The sequence below is a fragment of the Pseudoclavibacter sp. RFBG4 genome (assembly GCF_002931515.1).
GTDB lineage: Bacteria > Actinomycetota > Actinomycetes > Actinomycetales > Microbacteriaceae > Pseudoclavibacter.
Genome location: NZ_PSYC01000005.1, coordinates 1 through 18,560, shown reverse-complemented (window position 1 = coordinate 18,560; position 18,560 = coordinate 1). Strand labels below are relative to the sequence as shown.

The 18,560-nt window shown below is 69.3% G+C and carries 16 protein-coding genes; 11 read left to right on the top strand and 5 right to left on the bottom strand.

The annotated features are described in order from the left end of the window. Positions 1 to 9 precede the first annotated feature (9 nt). Positions 10 to 831, top strand: coding sequence for an alpha/beta fold hydrolase (locus C5E10_RS01300; RefSeq protein ID WP_104330106.1), 822 nt, complete (start codon positions 10 to 12; stop codon positions 829 to 831). Further along, entirely contained in the window at positions 828 to 1,088 is a 261-nt protein-coding gene (locus C5E10_RS01295) for a DUF3253 domain-containing protein (protein ID WP_104330105.1), read from the top strand. Before C5E10_RS01300 ends, C5E10_RS01295 begins: the two co-directional genes overlap by 4 nt. A gap of 55 nt (positions 1,089 to 1,143) precedes the next feature. On the opposite strand, the gene C5E10_RS01290 is transcribed toward C5E10_RS01295, so the two are convergent. After that, positions 1,144 to 3,417, bottom strand: a complete 2,274-nt coding sequence (locus C5E10_RS01290) for an FdhF/YdeP family oxidoreductase (RefSeq protein ID WP_258070953.1) — start codon at positions 3,415 to 3,417, stop codon at positions 1,144 to 1,146. Between the two features lie 187 nt (positions 3,418 to 3,604). Between C5E10_RS01290 and C5E10_RS01285 the strand changes: the two genes are divergently transcribed. The 7 genes from C5E10_RS01285 (at position 3,605) to C5E10_RS01255 (ending at position 11,502) form a co-directional block, all read left to right on the top strand. Then, positions 3,605 to 4,051, top strand: coding sequence for a MarR family winged helix-turn-helix transcriptional regulator (locus C5E10_RS01285; RefSeq protein WP_104330103.1), 447 nt, complete (start codon positions 3,605 to 3,607; stop codon positions 4,049 to 4,051). A gap of 88 nt (positions 4,052 to 4,139) precedes the next feature. Beyond that, entirely contained in the window at positions 4,140 to 5,612 is a 1,473-nt protein-coding gene (locus C5E10_RS01280; RefSeq protein ID WP_104330102.1) for an MATE family efflux transporter, read from the top strand. Positions 5,613 to 5,730: 118 nt separating this feature from the next. Next, positions 5,731 to 6,615, top strand: a complete 885-nt coding sequence (locus C5E10_RS01275; protein ID WP_104330101.1) for a MerR family transcriptional regulator — start codon at positions 5,731 to 5,733, stop codon at positions 6,613 to 6,615. Between the two features lie 58 nt (positions 6,616 to 6,673). Beyond that, entirely contained in the window at positions 6,674 to 7,381 is a 708-nt protein-coding gene (locus tag C5E10_RS01270) for a FadR/GntR family transcriptional regulator (RefSeq protein ID WP_104300127.1), read from the top strand. 132 nt (positions 7,382 to 7,513) lie between these two features. Continuing rightward, positions 7,514 to 8,986, top strand: coding sequence for a four-carbon acid sugar kinase family protein (locus C5E10_RS01265; RefSeq protein WP_374953475.1), 1,473 nt, complete (start codon positions 7,514 to 7,516; stop codon positions 8,984 to 8,986). Positions 8,987 to 9,033: 47 nt separating this feature from the next. Then, on the top strand, positions 9,034 to 9,936 hold the full coding sequence (locus tag C5E10_RS01260) for an NAD(P)-dependent oxidoreductase (RefSeq protein ID WP_104330099.1): 903 nt from the start codon (positions 9,034 to 9,036) through the stop codon (positions 9,934 to 9,936). Between the two features lie 87 nt (positions 9,937 to 10,023). Beyond that, positions 10,024 to 11,502: a GntP family transporter gene (locus tag C5E10_RS01255; protein WP_104330098.1), complete on the top strand. Its 1,479-nt coding sequence runs from the start codon at positions 10,024 to 10,026 to the stop codon at positions 11,500 to 11,502. A gap of 113 nt (positions 11,503 to 11,615) precedes the next feature. On the opposite strand, the gene C5E10_RS01250 is transcribed toward C5E10_RS01255, so the two are convergent. The 3 genes from C5E10_RS01250 to C5E10_RS01240 all read right to left on the bottom strand — a co-directional run bounded on the left by C5E10_RS01250 (position 11,616) and on the right by C5E10_RS01240 (position 14,202). After that, entirely contained in the window at positions 11,616 to 11,822 is a 207-nt protein-coding gene (locus C5E10_RS01250; RefSeq protein WP_104330097.1) for a hypothetical protein, read from the bottom strand. A gap of 264 nt (positions 11,823 to 12,086) precedes the next feature. Then, positions 12,087 to 13,283, bottom strand: coding sequence for an MFS transporter (locus tag C5E10_RS01245; protein WP_104330096.1), 1,197 nt, complete (start codon positions 13,281 to 13,283; stop codon positions 12,087 to 12,089). Positions 13,284 to 13,482: 199 nt separating this feature from the next. Further along, positions 13,483 to 14,202, bottom strand: a complete 720-nt coding sequence (locus tag C5E10_RS01240; protein ID WP_104330095.1) for a DedA family protein — start codon at positions 14,200 to 14,202, stop codon at positions 13,483 to 13,485. Positions 14,203 to 14,774: 572 nt separating this feature from the next. On the opposite strand from C5E10_RS01240, the gene C5E10_RS01235 reads away from it, so the two are divergent. Together C5E10_RS01235 and C5E10_RS01230 are read left to right on the top strand one after the other, a co-directional pair. After that, positions 14,775 to 16,151: an HNH endonuclease signature motif containing protein gene (locus C5E10_RS01235; protein WP_181062580.1), complete on the top strand. Its 1,377-nt coding sequence runs from the start codon at positions 14,775 to 14,777 to the stop codon at positions 16,149 to 16,151. Next, the gene (locus tag C5E10_RS01230; RefSeq protein ID WP_104330093.1) at positions 16,148 to 16,822 is read left to right on the top strand and encodes a hypothetical protein; all 675 of its coding nucleotides are present in this window, start codon (positions 16,148 to 16,150) and stop codon (positions 16,820 to 16,822) included. Before C5E10_RS01235 ends, C5E10_RS01230 begins: the two co-directional genes overlap by 4 nt. Here C5E10_RS01230 and C5E10_RS01225 read toward each other — a convergent pair. Beyond that, on the bottom strand, positions 16,819 to 18,507 hold the full coding sequence (locus C5E10_RS01225) for an MDR family MFS transporter (protein WP_104330092.1): 1,689 nt from the start codon (positions 18,505 to 18,507) through the stop codon (positions 16,819 to 16,821). The genes C5E10_RS01230 and C5E10_RS01225 overlap by 4 nt on opposite strands. Positions 18,508 to 18,560: the final 53 nt, after the last annotated feature.

The window sequence follows — 18,560 nt, the reverse complement described above, 5'->3', positions numbered from 1 at the left end:
ATCAGGAACATGGTGGCAGCAGAAGAGCCGGGGGCGGGCGGGGTTCGCGTCGATCGCGAGACGGTCCTCTCGGCGGATGGAACGCGCATCGCGTACGAGATCCGCGGCTCGGGGCCCGTGGTGGTCATCGTGAACGGCGCGTTCTCGACGGCGCGTGACGTGACGGAGTTCGCGTTGGCGCTCGTCCGGGTCGGATTCGCGGTCGTCGCCTTCGACCGGCGCGCTCGCGGCGACAGCGGTGACACGAAGCCGTCGGCGCCAGAGCGTGAAGCGGAGGACCTGGCGGCCGTCATCGGTGCGGTCGGCGGCCGGGTGAGCGTCGTGGGGCATTCCTCCGGGGCCGTGCTTGCGCTCTTCGCCGCCTCCCTCGGCGTTCCCGTGCAGCACCTGTTCCTGTCGGAGCCTCCGTTCCGGTTCGGGCAGCACGAGCCGGCGCCCGACCTCGCCGAGCGCCTGCAGCGGCTCGTCGACGACGGCGACTCGGCCACTGCGGTCTCGACGTTCCAGCTCGAGGGGGTTGGGCTCGACCCTGCCCTCGTCGAGCAGATTCGGCAGAGCCCGATCTTCCCCGGCCTCGTGCCGCTCGCACAGTCGACGGTCTACGACGCGCAGCTCGTGCGGCAGGTGTCGACGCCGACGGCGGCGATGGTCGACGTGCAGGTGCCCGTGACGATCGTCGTGGGCGGCGACACGTTCCCGTTCCTCGCGAGCGCCGCGAGGCGCCTGGCCGAGACGCTTCCGGGCTCGGAGCTCGTCGAGGTGGCCGAGTCGGTCGGGCACCGCGTGCATCCCGAGGCGACGGCGAAGGTCCTCGCGGAGCGGCTGCTGTGACCGCGGTCTCGCGGCGCGATCAGCAGCTCGAGCGTGTGATCCTCGAGCTGCTCGCCAAGCGGGCCGAAGGGGCCACCATCTGTCCGTCCGAGGTGGCCCGAGCCGTCGGCGGAGACGAGTGGCGCGTCGAGATGGATGCGGCGAGGGCAGCCGCGCTGCGCCTCGTGGCGGCCGGCGACGTCGACATCACCCAGGGCGGCGAGGTCGTCGATGGCGCCTCGGCGAGGGGACCGATCCGCATCCGCCGCCGAGCCTGAGGCCCTCACCGCCTAGGGTGGCGGGCGCCTCTGAGGGCGAGGGGAGATGCTCGCTTCAGCGCTCGAGCTTCTCCAATCGAACGACGATCGACTTCGAGGTCGGCGTGTTGCTGACATCGGCGGTCGAGTCGAGCGGCACGAGCACGTTCGTCTCCGGGTAGTACGCGGCGACGCAGCCGCGCGGGGTGGAGTAGACGACGATGCGGTGGCGTTCGCTGCGGCGCTCTTCGAGCGACCCATCGCGGCCGGGCCACTCCGACACGATGTCGACGTGGTCGCCGTCGGCGAGGCCGCGGTCCCGTGCATCCGCCTCGTTGACGAAGACGACCCTCCTGGCGCTCTTCACGCCCCGGTACCGGTCGTCCTTGCCGTAGATGGTGGTGTTGAACTGGTCGTGCGAGCGCAGAGTCTGCAGCAGCAGGCGCCCCTCGGGGACCTTCGGATACTCGAGCTCGTTGGCCGTGAACTTCGCCGTGCCGCCGATGCTCGAGAAGTCGCGGCCGTCGCGTGGCCCGTTCGGCAGGACGAACCCGCCGGGCTCGTCGATCTTCGCCTCGAAGTCCTCGAACCCGGGAATGACCCGGGAGATGGATGCACGCACGTTCGCGTAGTCGGCGCGCAGCTCGGCCCAGTTCACCTGCGGCACGTTCGGGCGCGAACGGGTGAGGACCCGCTCGGCGAGCATCGTCACGATGGCGACCTCGCTGAGCAGTTCGTCGCCTGCCGGCTCGAGCCGCCCGTGGGAGGCATGCACGGCGCTCATGGAGTCCTCGACGGTCACGCGCTGCGTGCCGCCCGCCTGCCGGTCGCGTTCCGTGCGGCCGAGGGTGGGGAGGATGAGCGCTCGGCGCCCTGTTGCGACGTGCGAGCGGTTCAGCTTCGTCGATACCTGCACCGTGAGGGCAAGCGACTCCATGGCCGCCTCCGTCACTGCCGTGTCGGGTGTCGCCCTGGAGAAGTTGCCGCCCATGGCCATGAAGACGCGGGCCTTGCCATCGCGCATGGCGCGGATCGCCTCGACCGTGTCGTAGCCGTGCTCGCGGGGAGACGCGAACGAGAACTCGGCGTCGAGCTTGTCGTGGAACGACTCCGGCATCCGCTCGAAGATGCCCATCGTGCGGTCGCCCTGCACGTTCGAGTGTCCGCGCACGGGGCAGACGCCCGCGCCGGGCTTGCCGATGTTGCCCTGCAGGAGCAGCAGGTTGACGCAGTCGCGCAGCGTCGGCACCGAGTGCTTGTGCTGGGTGAGGCCCATCGCCCAGCAGACGATCGTCGATTTCGAGGCGAGCAGCAGCTCGCCGGCCTCGCGGATCTCCGCTTCGCCCAGGCCGGTCGCGGTCTCGATCTCGGCCCAGTCGAGCGTGCGGAGGGACTCGAGGTACGCATCCACGCCCGACGTCTTCGCGGCGATGAAGTCGTGGTCGAAGACGGTGCCGGGGTTCGCCTCCTCTGCGTCGAGCAGGATGCGGCCCAGCGCCTGGAAGAGGGCCTGGTCGCCGCCCAGCTTGATCTGCAGGAACAGGTCGTTGAGGGCGGTGCCGCCGAGCACCATGCCGCGCACGGTCTGCGGGTTCTCATACCGCATGAGCGCCGCCTCGGGCAGCGGGTTCACGGCGATGATCTTGCCCCCGTTGAGCTTCGCCTTCTCGAGCGCGGTGAGCATGCGGGGGTGGTTGGTGCCGGGGTTCTGGCCGGCGATGATGATGAGGTCGGCCTCGTGGAGGTCTTCGAGGCTCACCGAGCCCTTGCCGATGCCGAGCGTCTCGCCGAGCGCGGATCCGCTCGACTCGTGGCACATGTTGGAGCAGTCGGGGAGGTTGTTGGTGCCGAGCCCGCGCACGAACAGCTGGTACACGAACGCCGCCTCGTTCGAGGTGCGGCCTGAGGTGTAGAAGATCGCCTCGTCTGGGCTCGACATCTGCGCGAACTCGTCGGCGATGATGTCGAACGCGTCGTCCCAGCTCACGGCCCGGTAGTGCGTGCCGCCCTCTTCGAGGAGCATCGGATGCGTGAGCCGGCCCTGCTGGCCGAGCGAGTAGTCGTCCCAGGTGCGCAGCTCCTCGATGGAGTGCTTGGCGAAGAAGCTCGGGGGAACGCGCCGCTTCGTGGCCTCTTCGGCGACGGCCTTGGCGCCGTTCTCGCAGAACTCGGCCGGGCTGCGGTGCTTGCCCTCCGGCCATGCGCATCCGGGGCAGTCGAAGCCGTCCTTCTGGTTGATGCGCAGCAGAGTGCGGGCCGTGCGGGCTGGGCCCATCTGCGCGGTTGTCACCTTGAGCGAGTTGAGGACGGCGGGGATGCCGACGGCGGTGATCTTTGGCTCGGAGAACATGGCGGCGGTCTCGTCGATGTTCTCGACGATGCGCGTCACGCCGGCTTCGGGCTTCGCTCGCTTCTCTGGATGCTTCGGTTCGGGCATCGTTGCTCCTCCCGGGTAATCCGCCCAGTCTACGCGTGAGGCGCGCGCTCCAGGCTGCGCCATCTTGACAGTTAGAACTCGAACTGTAATAGTTCTAACTATGTCGAATACAGCGCCAGCCCCACGCACGCCCCTCGAGTTCGTTCGATGGATCAGCTGGGCGCAGATGAAGGCCGGGGAGGACTGGACACGTGAACGCGAGCTCACCCGGCCGCAGAGCTTCGTGCTCGGCTACCTCGTGCAGAGTCCAGGGGCGAGCCAGTCGGAGCTCGCTCGAATGAGCCGCACGACCCCCGCAAGCGTCTCGAGTCTGCTCCGCGGCCTCGAAGGGCGAGGGCTCATCCAACGCCGAACCGAGGGCGGCGACGAGCGCACCAAGCGCGTCTATGCCACTCCTTCGGGAGCCGAGCTCATCGCGGGCTTCGAGGAGGCCATGATCGCCGCAGACGAGACGATCCTCGCGCCGCTCGACGCCGACGAGCGAGTCGCGTTCCAGGCGCTGCTCGCCAAGATCACGGCTCAGCTCCCGCAGCCAGTGCGCGACTAGCCCTCCGAGACGCGCGACCGAGTCGCGCATCCCCCCACGTGCCGACGAGTGTCGGCGCGCGCTCCGTCCTGCCCAGAAAGAAGCAACCATGAGCACACCAACAGAACCCGAAGCCAAGACCGATCTGTCGGCAGCCCGTGAGGCCGCCCCGGATGCGGCGCACACGAACCGCTGGTACCTCTCGTCGGCACCGATCGTCAGCGCACTCCTGCACCTCTGCGTGCCCATGGCGGCCGCGATGATCGTCGGAGCGATCTACAACCTCACCAATGCGGGGTTCATCGGCTCGCTCGAGGACACGGCCCTGCTTGCCGCAATCACCCTGGGCTCGCCGGTCCTCATCCTCGTCATGGGGGTCGGGAACGTCTTCGGGGTCGGGGGAGGGGCGCTCGTGTCGCGCCTCCTCGGCGGGGCCGAACGCGACCCCTCGAGGGTGGCGATCATCAAGCGGGTCGCGTCCTACTCGCTCTGGGGCTCGGTGGTCGTGGGGGCCGTGGTCGCCGCCATCGGGCTCGTCTTCCTGTCGCCGCTCGTCGCGCTGCTCGGCGCCGACGCATCGGTGGCCGCTCCCACGGCTGCCTTCGTCGGGGTGCTGCTCGGGTTCGTGCCCGTCCTCGCCGCGGCGGTCTGCCTCGAGCAGCTCGTCCGGGCGGAAGGCGCGGCGAAGCAGGTCATGGTCGCGCTCGTGCTGTCCGCCGTCGTGAACCTGGCCCTCGATGCCCTGTTCATCCTGGTGCTCAACTGGGGAGTGGCGGGGGCGGCCGTGGCAACGGGTCTCGCGAACGTCGTCGTCGTCGCCTACTTCGTTCTCTGGCTGACGCGCAACAGCGAGCACGTGAGCCTCTCTCCTCGCTGGTTCACCCTCGCAGGCTCAGTGCAGAAGCCGGTCCTCGGCGTCGGCGTCGGCACGCTGCTGCAGTCGGCGTTCCTCATCGTCACGGCGCTGGTGCTCAACAACCTCGCCGCGGCCTACGGTGAGGGGCCGCTCGCGGCGATGGGCGTCGCCGTGCGTATCGCCCAGGTGCCCGAGTTCCTCATCATGGGTGTCACCCTCGGCGTGCTGCCGTTGCTGGCCTACTCGTACGGCAAGGGCGACGGCGCACGCTTCGGGTCGGCGCTGCGAGCATCCGCCATCACGGTCGGCGCGGTCGCCGCACTCGCGGCCGCACTCCTGCTGTGCTTCCGCGAGCAGGTGTTCGCGCTCTTCGTCGCCGACGCGTCCGTGCTCGCGATCGGCGTCGTGGTGCTCGCGGCGCAGCTCATCGCGATGATCGCGAACGGCTTCACCGGCCTCATCACGTCGCTGTTCCAGGCAACCGGGCGTGCCCTTCCCGCGACCATCATGTCGGCCGCCCAAGGGGTGCTGTTCATCCCAGTGGTGATCGCAGGGAGCGTCTGGTTCGGCCTGCCCGGCATCATCTGGGCGCTCACCGTCACCGAGGTCGCGGTGCTCGCTGTCGGGATGGTCCTGTGCGTCGCGTTGGCCCCGGCCCTCAAGCGCGGCCTCGCGGAGGGCAGCGCGGAGCGTGCGGAGGAAGCGCTCGAGATGGCGGCGACCTGAGCGGGCCACTGGCCTCGAGTCGCATGCCGGCGAGCTCGAGGCATCTGGTCCAACGGGACAGAACCGCGGAGTGCCCCCCGCTTGACTCTCCTCCTACGGGAGGCGTCAGGCTTGAGGCATGCTCACCATCGGGGAATTCGCCAACACGACCGGCATCAGCGTGAAGGCGCTGCGTCACTACGACGAGACGAAGGCGCTCGTCCCGTACGAGGTGGATGCGGTGACCGGGTACCGCAGGTACGCCGAATCCCAGGTACGCGACGGTGCCCTCCTGCAGGCGCTGCGGGCGGCTGGCGTGCCGCTGCCCGCCGCCGCGCGGGCGCTTCGAGACGGCGACGCGGCCGACGTGCTGCTTCACCATCGTGCCGAAGTGCTGCGGGGGCGTGATGCCGAGGATGCGGCCATGACGGCTGCGGACGCCGTGCTCACCGCCTTCGCGCGCCCGGTTGTCGTCGAAGAACGGCAGCTCGGGGCCACACCGTTCGTCGCGCGCGTCATCTTGCTGCCCGCTGACCTCGACGCGGCCGGCCGGGGCGTCGCCGGCGGGGGCGTCGCCAGCGGGGGCGGCGACGGTGCGGCGCCGAGCGATGAGGACGCGAACCGGGAATTCGCCGAACTGCATCGGCGCAGCGTCGAGGCTGGGCTCGAGCCGGGGCCGGGGTTCTGGACGTCCTTCCGTGCGGCCCCTGGCAGCACGGCAAGAGCATCCGAGCTGCAGATGCTCTTCTGCTGGCCGGTCGCGCGGCTCCCGGAAGCCGACGACAAGTCGTGGCACGACGGGCGCATCCTCGCGGACGAGCTGCCGCCGCGAACCGACCTCGTGGCCGTGTGGCGCTCGCAGGGTGCCGATCTGCCGGAGGGCTCCGTGCATCCGGCCGTTGTGGCCCTCTTCGACGCGCTCGCGGAGCGTGGCGTGGTGCTCACATCGCCGGAGGTGCGCCAGCGTGTCATCGGAGAGGATGCGGATGACGTCGTCGTGGAGGTCGCCGTCACGTTGCAGTGACGCTCGGGTGAGCTGGTGTCCGGACGTGCCCACTAGCATTGCGAGTTCGGAGGTCACCATGGCGAGAGCGTCGCTTGTTCAGTCGGTCAGCGACCGGCTCCTCGATGACATCATCTCAGGGGCACTGCCCCAGGGGGCGCCGTTGCCGCGCGAGATCGACCTCGCCGAGCGACTCGGCGTGAACCGCCTCACGCTGCGCGAGGCCCTCAAGACGCTGCAGGCGCAGGGGGTCGTGCAGCCGGTTCCCGGCACTCGCGGTCGAGTGCTTCCCATGGAGGACTGGACCGGCATCGAGCCGCTCCTGCGCGCCGCGACGTCGACCGGTGGCAAGGCGCAGGCTTCGGTGCAGCTCGTCCAGCTTCGACGGATGATCGAGACGGGTGCCTGCGAGCTCGCTGCCCCGTTGCGCACCGCCGACGACCTCGAGAAGCTCGAGGGGTACCTCGAGGAGATGCGCGCGGCGAGCGCCGCGAACGACGTGCACACCTTCGTCACCGCCGACATCGCGTTCCACGATGTCGTGCTGCGGGCGAGTGGCAACCCGTTCCTGCGCGTGCTGCTCGAGCCGCTCGGGAAGTTCATGTACGAGCGCCGCTACGAGACCTCCGCGGTGCCGCAGGTGCAGGTGAATGCCATCCGCGAGCACGCGGGGATCCTCGAGGCGCTGCGCTCCGGCGATGGCCCAGCCGCGCGGGCGGCGATGGAGTCGCACATGCAGCAGACGGCGGATGACCTGCAGGAGTACGTGCTCACGCCTCGAGCCTGATCGCCGGACTTCCTTCCGGCGGCGGAGCGTCGCAGGCGTCACCAGGTTCCTTCCCTCGAGATATCAGATATCTCCTTGACAACACCCTTTGGTGGCCGCAAGATATCTGATATCCGATTACAAGGGAGTTCTCTGATGGATGAAACCCGACTGCTCGAGCAGTACCCCGCCCCGGTGCGCGTCGACGCTGCGGAGGTCGCCGACCGGGTCCGCGAATCCGGAGTGACCCTCATCGTGCTCGACGACGACCCCACCGGGACGCAGTCCGTCGCCGATCTTCCCGTCCTCACCCGCTGGGAGCAGGACGACCTCGTCTGGGCGCTCGAACAGGGCCGCGACGCCGTGTACGTCCTCACGAACACGCGCAGCCTCGACGCCGAATCCGCCGCCGCACGCAACCGCGAGATCGTGACGGCAGCGCTCGCCGCGGCGGAGCGCCTCGAGCGCCGAATCGCCTTCGTGAGCCGCGGCGACAGCACGCTGCGCGGCCACTTCCCCCTCGAGACCGACGTCATCGCGGCAACGCTCGCCGAGCTCGGCGGCCCGGTGCCGGACGGCGTCCTCATCGTTCCGGCCTTCCCCGACGCTGGCAGGGTCACGATCGGGGGCATCCACTACTACCGGCAGGGCGGCGAGCTCGTGCCGGTCGCCGAGACGGAGTTCGCGAAGGATGCGACGTTCGGCTTCCGCAGCTCCGCGCTCCCCGAATGGGTCGAGGAGAAGACGAAGGGCCGCTGGGCCGCCGCAGACGTGACGGTGCTCTCGCTCGACATCATCCGTCGCGGCCCAGAAGCGGTCGCGACCGTGCTGCAGGATGCGCGTGACGGCCAGCCGATCGTCGTCGACGTGGTCATCGAGGACGACATCCGCATCGTCGCACTCGGGCTCGAGCTCGCGGAGGCCGATGGCAAGCACTTCCTCTACCGCGTCGGGCCGCCGTTCGTGCGAGCCCGCATCGGGCAGGAGATCGCCTCCCCACTCGCCCCGGCGCAGCTGGCGCGCGACGGGGCGACCCGGTCCGCTGCCGGCGGCCTGATCGTCGTCGGCTCGCACGTCGACCTCACGACACGGCAGCTCGCAGCCCTCCGGACCGAGCATCCCCACCTGCCGACCGTCGAGCTGTCCGTCTCGGCGATCATCGACGCGGACGCCCGAGACGCGCACATCGGCGAGGCGAAGGCTCGCGTCGTCGAAGCGCTCGCGAGCGGCGACGTGATTCTCCACACGAGCCGCGAGCTCGTGAAGACCGACGACGCGGACGCTTCCCTCGCGATCTCCAGAGACGTCTCTGCCGCCGTCTGCGAGGTCGTCGCGCACGCGCTCCGCGTGACGCCGCCGCGCTTCGTCATCGCGAAGGGCGGCATCACCTCGAGCGACGTCGCCACGAACGGCCTCGAGATCCGTCACGCCGTCGTCCGCGGCCCCATGCTGCCCGGCATCGTCTCCCTGTGGCAGGCGGTCGGGGGACCGGCCGACGGCATCCCCTACGTCGTGTTCGCCGGCAACGTCGGCGACGAGGACTCGCTCGCGCGGGTCGTCGAGAAGTTCCACGCGAGCGCCGCTGCCGGCGTCGACGCACCCGCATCCGCACCCGCATCCAACTGATCAGCAACAGCGCTGAGATCCCAACACGCACCGAGAAACGAGCAACCATGACCTCCTCCACCTACTCCGTCGCCGTCCTCGGGCTCGGCGCGATGGGCCTGCCGATGGCGACCCGCCTCAGCAGCCAGCTCACGGTCAACGGCTTCGACATCGCGCAGCCGCGCCTCGACCTCGCAGCCGCCGCTGGCATCGTGCCGCACGCCTCCGCGGCCAGCGCGGTCGACGGCGTCGACGCGGTCCTCCTCGCCGTCCGCAACGGCGAGCAGCTGCACGAAGTGCTGTTCGGAGAGAACGGCATCGCCGACAAGCTCGACGAGGGCGCAGTCGTGATCCTCACGAGCACCGTCGGAACCGACGGCATCGCCGACGTCGTCGCTCGCCTCCAGCAGCACTCGGTCGAGCTCGTGGATGCGCCCCTCTCCGGCGGCCCCGTCCGCGCGGGCGAGGGCGACCTGCTCATCGTCGTCGGTGCGACGCCGGCAGCGCGAGAGAAGGCGCAGCCCGTGCTCGGCCTCCTCGCATCCACCCTCACCGTGGTCGGCGACCGCCCCGGCGACGGTCAGGCGCTCAAGACCGTCAACCAGCTGCTCTGCGGCGTGCACATCGCGGCCGCAGCGGAAGCGCTTGCACTCGCCGAGCGCCTCGGGCTCGACCCGGCCAAGACCCTCGACACGCTCGGCGCCGGAGCAGCGGGCTCGTTCATGCTCGCGAACCGCGGCCCCCGCATCCTCGAGGCCTACGACGAGGACGGCGCCGAAGTGCTCAGCCGCCTCGATATCTTCGTGAAGGACATGGGCATCGTCGGCAAGGCGAGCCGCGCCGTCGGGCTCCCGACGCCGGTCGCCGCCGCCGCCGAGCAGCTGTACCTCCTTGGCCAGGCACAGGGACTCGGTGCGTCCGACGACTCAGCCGTCATCCTCGCCCTCGCCCCGAAGACCACCGACTCGTAAGCAAGAGCCCCCGCTCTCACCCAAACAACGCTCTCGTCAGCGTCCTCGTCAGCGCTCTCGTCGGCGCCCTCGTCAAAGGAGACGGACTTGTCCACATTCCTACTGCTCGCGATCGCAGCCGGAGGCATCGGCCTCCTCCTGCTGCTGATCATCAAACTCAAGGTGCACGCCTTCCTGGCGCTGCTCATCGTGAGCGTCCTCGTCGGCCTCGCGACGGGGCTGCCGCTCGTGACGGTGCCCGAGACGGAGCTCGAACCGGCACGCATCGGCATCATCGAGTCGATCATCGCCGGAATGGGCGGCGTGCTCGGGTCGGTCGCGATCCTCGTCGCGCTGGGCGCGATGCTCGGGAAGATCATCGAGATCTCCGGCGGTGCCTCCAGCCTCGCCGGGCGCTTCACGAAGCTGCTCGGGCCGAAGCGCGTCGCCGGTGCCCTCACGGCCGCCGCGCTCGTGCTCGCGATCCCCGTGTTCTTCGACGTCGGGTTCATCATCCTCGTGCCGATCATCTACGGCTTCTGCAAGGCAGCAGGCGTCGACCCCGTGAAGTTCGGGCTGCCCGTCGGCGGCATCATGCTCGCCGTGCACGTCGCGATGCCCCCGCACCCCGGAATCGTCGGAGGCGCCGGGATCCTCGGCGCCGACCTCGGCTGGGTGACCATGATCGGCCTCCCCGTCTGCCTCGTCCTCGCCGTCGTCTCGCACTTCTTCTCGAAGTGGCTCAACCGCAAGAACTTCACGATGCTGCCGACCACGGCGAAGTCGTTCGCCGAGTTCGGCACGGAGAAGGCGGATGCGATCGTCGCCGACGCCGAAGGGGCATCCGGCTCGGAGGGCGGCGCGTCCGGCGCATCCGGCACCGCCACCAAGGCCCGCACGGTCGCGCCGCCGAGCGCAGGCATGGTCATGGCGCTCATCGTCACGCCGCTCATCATGATCGCCCTCGGCACGGTCGGCGCCACGCTGCTGCCGGCCGGCGACCCCATCCGCAACGTGCTCGCGTTCATCGGAGCGCCACTGTTCGCGCTCCTCGTGACGGTGCTCCTCGCGAGCTTCTTCCTCGGCATCCGCCGCGGCTGGAGCGCATCGCAGCTCGGCGACGTCGTCGAAGCGGCGCTCCCACCGGTCGCGGTCGTCATCCTCGTCACGGGCGGTGGCGGCGCGTTCGCCCGCGTCCTCACCGAGAGCGGGATCGGCGCGGCACTCAGCGAGACGCTGCTCGCCACCGGCATGCCGCTCATGATCATGGCGTACCTCATCTCGCTCGCGCTGCGCGCGGCCCAGGGGTCGGCGACGGTCGCGATCCTCACGACGGCTGGCCTCCTCAGCGCGTCGATCCTCGGCGGCGGATACTCGACGATCCAGGTCGCGCTGCTCGCCCTCGCCATCGCCTTCGGCGCGCTCGGCCTCTCGCACGTCAACGACTCCGGCTTCTGGGTCGTCACCCGCTACCTCGGCCTCGGCGTCGCGGACGGCCTCCGCACGTGGACCGTCCTCACGACGGTCCTCGGCCTCGTCGGCTTCCTGCTCTGCTTCGTCGTCTGGCTGCTCGTGGGCGTCGCCTAGCGACGGCTTCCGCAGCACCACTGCGATCGCTGCCAGCCGATGTGCCCTTGACGGAGTTCGGGAAGGGTCACATCGGCTGGCAGCGTTTGGCGTCCGCGCTGAGGTCTCTCGCGTCAGTAGCCCGAGTTGTTGCCGTGATCGAAGCGGATGCTCGTCGGCGCCGGGCCCGGTTTCTCGGCTCGTCGGCGCCGTTCGTCTGGGGAGAGCTCGGAGTCGCGCGGTGGGCGAGGGGCCGCGCGCAGCATCCACACCAGGAGGAACGTGACCGCCGCGAAGCCCAGCACGATGACGGCAACCACCAGGGCGGGGTTCTCGGTCATGGGATGCTCCGCTCGCTCAGGCGCTGCACGCGCCTCTTCCGGGGAGTCTCCCACGTCGGCCGGGGAAGCGCTTGCTGCTCGCTGCTCGGTGATCCTCGCTGGCCCGTGGCGGCCAAGCAATCGTCGAGGGCCTGGGTACCAACGCTGCCAGCCGAGTGCCCCTTCGGCCGGGCGTGTTGCGGGCCGATTGACTGGCAGCGTTTGCCTGCGCGGACGCGGCAGCGGACTCTCCTCGGGTGGCCGCGGGTGGCCTGCTGGCCCGCGCTACGGCGCCTGCGGGCCCCTCTGCACGGGGATGATGCCCGTGCGCGCCGGCGGGTTCGGGAAGAACCAGAGGATGGCACCCGAGAGGATCCAGATGATGGCCATCCCCGCGATCAGCCAGCCGGCGTCGAAGCCCGCGATGAGCCCGGCGATGGCCGCACCGACGGCGGCCGCCGTGACCCGCAGGCCGGCGCCGATCGTGAAGACCTGCGAGCGCACGTTCGGCTTGCTCTCCTTGTCGCGGAGCAGCATCATGGCGGCGTTCGCCGGTGCCGCGAAGAGGCCCGAGATGAGGACAGCCGCGAACGCGAACCCGATCGGCAGCGCCGGCACCGCGATGAGGAGGAAGACGCCGGTCGCGACGAAGCCCATCCCCATCACCCAGACCGGGCCTCTCGTGGTCCAGGTCCTCACCGCCATGGAGAGGGCGCCGGCGAGCCCCCCGATCGCGTAGGCCGTGACGAGCCAGGCGGCGGATGCCTCGGAACCGGTGCGCTCCAGGGAGATGGCGATGGCGGCGATGCCGAGTGCGCCACCGGCGACCTGGCTGACGGTGCCGGCGATCGTGACGATCGCGATCGGCTTGTGCTTGACGAGGTACGTCATGCCGCGAGCGATCGTGCGCCCGAGGCCTTCCACCGGGCCGTTCTTCGCGTGCATCCGGATACCGAACCCGGCCACCGCCCCGACGAAGGCGAGGCTCGCGAGGAGCACCATCGCGAGCCGTGCTGAGCCCGCCAGCGGGATCGCGAGCGCCGCCAGCGCCGGACCGCCCACCGAGGCGATCGTGTAGGAGAGCGCGTCCTGCGCGTAAGCCTTCCTGGCCGGCTCGATGTTGTCGGTCGCGAAACTCGAGAGGCCGCCCATGTAGGCGGGGGTCACGAACCCGGCGACTGCCAGGATGGCAGCGATGACACCGATCGGCAGTGTGCCCAGCTGTGAGGCGAAGAGGTAGGCGGCCGCCGTGATCGTCCCCCCGATGATGAGGAGCAGCTTCGGGCGGCGCATCCGGTCGAGGAGGGCGCCAACGAGCGGTGCCGCGATGACGCTCGGGAAGAGGGCGACGGCGACGAGGAAGCCGCCGACGGCGACGTCCCCGAGCTGCTCGACGGCAAGCAGGGGAAGGGCGACAACTGCTCCGGCGTTCGCCAGTCTGAGGGGGATCGAGGTCGACTGGTACCGCCAGATGCCGCTCATCCGTGAACCGAACTCCTCACTGCAACGCCGTCGAAAGACGCGGCAGAGCATGCCGCGCAGGCAAGCCTACGTCGCGTTCGAGGCGCCCGTCTGCGGCCGGGATCGAGTCTCGCGAGAGGGTGACATGCCTTGTTACCGGCGGTTCGGGGGCAGCGGAGCCCACTGCGCGCCGGGGCAACTGGCGCCGGATTCCCGACGCTCAGTCGCCGAGCTTCTGGTCGAAGTCCTTCGGTGCAAGCGAGAGGTTCTTCGCTTCATCGCGGCTGCGTTGCTCGGCCTCGCGGCGGGACTTCCGCGAGTTCAGGAGGTAGTGGATGCTCGTGGGCACCACGGTCGCGAGCACCGCGACGATCAGGATGATGTCGATGTACTCGCGGATGAAGTCGCCGAGCACCGGCACATAGCCGAGGAGGTAGCCGGCGAAGGTGAGGCCCGCGCCCCAGATGAGCGCGCCGATGAGGTTGTAGATCGTGTACTTGCGGTAGTCCATCTTGCCGACGCCGGCGGCCACCGGAGCGAAGGTGCGCACGACGGGAACGAAGCGGGCGATGATGACCGCGAGGCCGCCGAAGCGCTCGAAGAACGCGTTGGTCCGTTCGACGTTCTTCACGCTGAAGAGGCCGCTCTCCTTGCGCTCGAAGATCCTCGGCCCCGCTTTTCGCCCTATCAGGTAGCCGACCTCGCCGCCGAGGAACGCGGCGAATCCGATGGCGAGGCACACCCACCAGATGTCGAAGCCGATGCCCGGGTAGAAGGCGAGCAGGCCCGTGATGAGCAGCAGCGTGTCGCCGGGCAGCAGGAAGCCGACGAGGAGCCCGGTCTCCGAGAACACGATGAGGCACACGACAAGAAGCGCCCAGGGGCCCGCACCGTGAATGATCGTTTCAGGGTCGAGCCAGGGGAAGAGTGTGGGAGCCACGGAAGGATGCGTCCAGTCGCTGAGATGCAGGGGCGGTAAGTGAAGCACAGGTGATCGAAAGAGTATCCCGCGCGCGCCCTGGGAGGAACACAGCTTGGACGGCGCACCCGCGGGGTGCTCTCGCTCGTCGAATGTCGGTGGCCAGAAGTAGCGTCGGATGTGTGCTGGCAGGCTGGCGGGCTCGTCTGGGCGGTTGGTGCTCCGGCGATCTGGTTACTGTTCTGTGACGTGGGATTTACTCACAGGAGTCGAGTATGTGTTCGATGTTCTGTATGCTGAGTTTGGCTTCGGGGGAAGCCAGCTCGGCACGTCGAGCCGAAGGCAGGAATGCCTTGGGTGGAGGGCGCCGGGGCAACGAGGGGGGAGATTCGATGGGCGACGACGAGTCCGCATTGGGTGAAGTATCTGGGTCTGGGGCCAGTACCAGTGCTGGTACTGGGGCCAGTGCTAGGGCCGGAGCTGGGGTCCTGTCGGGTCTACCGGCGAGCGTTGCTGCTGCCGAGCGAGAGTCCGGCATCGCCGCCACGGCCGTCGTCACGGCGCTGATCGATGGGCGACAGTCCGTCTCGTCGGTGCTCGACGCCGAGTTCTTCGCCGCGTTCGAAGAACTGGCCGCTCGCAAGCGGATGCTCGACGCGACGATCTTGGAGATGACGGCCGAACTGCTCGGGCGAGACGAGATCACGCCGGTGGCCTTCTCCGGTTCTCTGGTGCGTCGGGGTGGGTACCGGTCCGTGCACGAGGCCGTGCGGCAGACCTTCGGCCTTCGCCGGGCCGAGGCGGCCAAGCTTCGCGAGGTCGCCGAGGCGACGCGCGAGCACATCAGCATGACGGGCGAGACGCTCCGGCCAGCACGGAGCCAGGTGGCGGTCGCGGTCGCGGAAGGGCGGGTGACGCTCTCGCAGGCGTCGGCGATCGTCTCAGGGTTGCGTGAAGCGGACAGCAGCATCGATGTCGCCGACCTCGATCGTGCAGAGTTTGAACTCGTCCAGGCTGCCTGCGGGCGCACCCAGGAGGACGACGAGCCAGCGTCGCCGGAGCGTCTGGCCAAGCAGGCCGCCGTGTGGGTGGCCTTCCTCGACCCAGACGGCGCGGAGCCCAACGCGGAGCGCCAAGCCGCGAAGCGAGGACTCTCCTTCACCCGTCGCGCTGACGGCATGGTGCAGGGCAGGCTCCTCGCGACCCCAGAACAGGGCGAGACCATCATGCGCGTCCTCGACGCGTATCTCTCACCGCGGCGGGAGCAGGCGTGCGAAGCAGACGACGAGCCCCGCGACGGCCTCGCTCCTCAGCAGGAACCGCAGAACCGGGACGATCGCAGCTTCTCTCAGCGACGCATCGACGCGCTCGTCTCGGTCTTCGCCCAACACGCCGAATCCCCAGGCGCACCCCGGACTGGCGGAGAAGCGCCCACCCTGGTCATGACCGTCACGCGGGCCGGTCTCGCGGAAGTCGCCGAGACACCGGCCGACATCTCGCGCCTCGAGCACAGCGGCGAGCCCATCCCGGTCGAGGCGGCCCGGCGCATCCTCTGCGATGGCATCATCCGGGTTGCGCTCGTCGACGACGACGGCGAGGTCCTCAAGCTCGGCCGCAAGCGAAGACTCTTCAGCCCGGCTCAGCGAAGGGCGGTCTTCGCCCGAGACGGCGGGTGCCGAGCGCCTGCGTGCGAGCTCCCTTTCGACACCGTCGAGATCCACCACGTCACCCCGTGGTCGAGCGGCGGACGCACCGACACGAGCAACGGCATCGCACTCTGCACCTTCCACCACCACGAAGTGCACCTGGGTCGGCTCACCATCTCGCCCGCGCAGAGCAGGACCTGGAAGGTCGAACCCGCAACCGGCCCCAGGGTGGCTCGCACGCGCATCCGCGAGACACCGGGCGCGGTCCAGTTCCAAGCAACACCCAGCAGCGCCGAGGAGGCGCTTGGAAAGATGAGGGCATGACAGCATTCCGAACTCGGCAGTTCCCCACCATCGAGGTAATCAGGGGGCGCTGGGCGCTCGCTGCGGCCATCGAGACCGCGATCCTCGGCGAGGGTGGCGACAATTCCCGCGCCGACGAGCACGGCTGGTTCTCCTCAGACGGGGGTGGCAGCTGGGCTCGGCTCACCCCGCTCCCCGACGGCCGGGCCGTCCTCGCCGGCATCGACCGCGACCACTCCGAGACGTACAGGCGGGGCCTCGACCTCATTGCCGGCATCCCCGACTGGGGAGTGGCGCACGTCGAAGCCGCCGTCAGCTCGGAATCGGGACGCCGCTGGGTGGCCGGCGGGGAGCAGCCCTGGCTCGGATTCGTCTACTGGCGCGAGAGCGCGGGGGAGGCCTGGCGCACCGTCGACCACGGCGTCGCCGACGGACTCGACCGGCATCTGCTCCCCGTGCTCAGTGAGGAGCAGATGCTCGCCGCCGCCGCCGACTGGTTCGAGGGCGCGGTCATGGACCTCGACGACCCGGAATCAGCCCCCGAGCAGGTTGACGCGGAAGCCGTTCGGCGCGGCGCCGAGCTGGGCCCGGACCTCACCGCGGAGGCGCTCACTGCGGTCCTCCCTTTCGAGGGGATGCGCGTCGAAGCGGCCCTCCGCGCGGCCCGCGCGTTCTCGGCGGCTCCTCGCTAGTTGAGGCTCCTCGGCCCGTTTGAGTTGAGCTTCTTCGGCTCCACGCTCGAGGTGGCATCATCGCCCGCCTCGCTCTCCCGGCTCTCCCGAGCCGCCGCGTCGAGCTGTTCCGCCTCTTCCCCGCCGACCGCCTCGCCACGAGCCACAAGCCCGGCAACATCGGAGAGGGGGATCTGCTTCAGGAAGAGCGACAGCAGGAACGCGAGCGCGATGAACGGCACCAGGTACCAGAACACGGGAGCCAGAGCATCCGCGTAGGCCGTGACGATCCCGTCCCGTACCTCGTCCGGCAGCTGCGAGAGCGTCTGCGGATCGATCGTCGAGGTCGCCGTCGCAGCATCAGCCGGGCTGGCGCCGCTCGCGGTGAACACCGAGGTGAGGTTCTCCGTCAGACGCGTCGTGAAGATCGCGCCGAACACCGCCGTGCCGAGCGCCGCCCCAACCTCACGGAAGTAGTTGTTCGTGCTCGTCGCTGTGCCGATCTCGGCGGCTGGCACCGCGTTCTGAACGACCAGGACAACAACCTGCATGATGAGCCCGAGACCCGCCCCGAAGAAGAACAGGAACACGCAGATGAGCCAGATGGGCGTATCCGCCGTCAACGTGGTCATCGCCACCATCGCGAGAGCAGTCAGCACCGTGCCCACGATCGGGTAGATGCGGTAGCGCCCCGTCTTCGAGATGAGGATTCCCGATGCGATGGACGTGCCCATGAGGCCCGCCATCATCGGCAGCATGAGCAGCCCCGAAGCGGCGGCCGACGTGCCAGACGACATCTGCAGGAACGTCGGGACGAAGCCGATCGCCGCGAACATGCCGATGCCGAGCGTCAGGCCGATAGCCGTCGCGTTCACGAAGATCGGGTTCTTGAAGAGGCCCAGCGGGATGATCGGATCCTCAGCGCGCGACTCGACGAAGACGAACATCGCCGCCGCCACGAGGAGGCCGAGGCCCCACGCCCACGTGACCATCGACGCCCAACCGTGCTGAGCATCCGCACCGAAGTCGGTGAAGAAGATGAGGCAGGTCGTCGCGGCCGACAGGAAGATCACACCGAGGTAGTCGATGCGCTTCGTCGCCTTCTTGCTCGGTAGCTTCAACGCCACCACGGCGATGACAAACGCTGCGATGCCGACCGGGATGTTGATGTAGAACGCCCACTGCCACGTCAGGTGGTCGACGAAGTAGCCACCCAGCAGCGGGCCGCCGACCGCCGAGAGGCCGAAGACCGCGCCGAGCGGGCCAAGGTACTTGCCGCGTTCGCTGGCCGGCACGATGTCGGCGATGATCGCCTGCGACAGGATGATGAGCCCGCCGCCGCCGAGGCCCTGGATGGCGCGGAACACCACGAACGCCCAGAAGCTGTCTGCGAAGGCGCAGCCCACCGACGCGAGCGTGAAGATCGCGATCGCGATGAGGAAGAGGTTCCGTCGCCCGAGCACGTCACCGAACTTGCCGTAGATCGGCATGACGATGGTGGTCGCGAGGAGGTAGGCGGTCGTTATCCACACCTGGTGGTCGACCCCGCCGAGCTCGCCCACGATCGTCGGCATAGCCGTCGAGACGATCGTCTGGTCGAGGCTCGAGAGGAGCATGCCGGCGATGAGGGCGCCGAAGATGGTCCAGATCCTGCGCTTCGTGAGCAGGAACTGCGGCGCAGCTGGCGCCGGTGCACTGGTGGTCATGCGTGGGTCCGTTCGAGGAGTGCGGTGCGGGAAGAGAAGAGAAGAGGAGGGGG

Coding starts and splice junctions, on each gene's coding strand:
- C5E10_RS01225 (WP_104330092.1), bottom strand. CDS start 18,507: ATGACCACCAGTGCACCGGCGCCAGCTGCGCCGCAGTTCCTGCTCACG.
- C5E10_RS01270 (WP_104300127.1), top strand. CDS start 6,674: ATGGCGAGAGCGTCGCTTGTTCAGTCGGTCAGCGACCGGCTCCTCGAT.
- C5E10_RS01290 (WP_258070953.1), bottom strand. CDS start 3,417: ATGTTCTCCGAGCCAAAGATCACCGCCGTCGGCATCCCCGCCGTCCTC.
- C5E10_RS01245 (WP_104330096.1), bottom strand. CDS start 13,283: ATGAGCGGCATCTGGCGGTACCAGTCGACCTCGATCCCCCTCAGACTG.
- C5E10_RS01230 (WP_104330093.1), top strand. CDS start 16,148: ATGACAGCATTCCGAACTCGGCAGTTCCCCACCATCGAGGTAATCAGG.
- C5E10_RS01300 (WP_104330106.1), top strand. CDS start 10: ATGGTGGCAGCAGAAGAGCCGGGGGCGGGCGGGGTTCGCGTCGATCGC.
- C5E10_RS01260 (WP_104330099.1), top strand. CDS start 9,034: ATGACCTCCTCCACCTACTCCGTCGCCGTCCTCGGGCTCGGCGCGATG.
- C5E10_RS01285 (WP_104330103.1), top strand. CDS start 3,605: ATGTCGAATACAGCGCCAGCCCCACGCACGCCCCTCGAGTTCGTTCGA.
- C5E10_RS01250 (WP_104330097.1), bottom strand. CDS start 11,822: ATGACCGAGAACCCCGCCCTGGTGGTTGCCGTCATCGTGCTGGGCTTC.
- C5E10_RS01280 (WP_104330102.1), top strand. CDS start 4,140: ATGAGCACACCAACAGAACCCGAAGCCAAGACCGATCTGTCGGCAGCC.
- C5E10_RS01275 (WP_104330101.1), top strand. CDS start 5,731: ATGCTCACCATCGGGGAATTCGCCAACACGACCGGCATCAGCGTGAAG.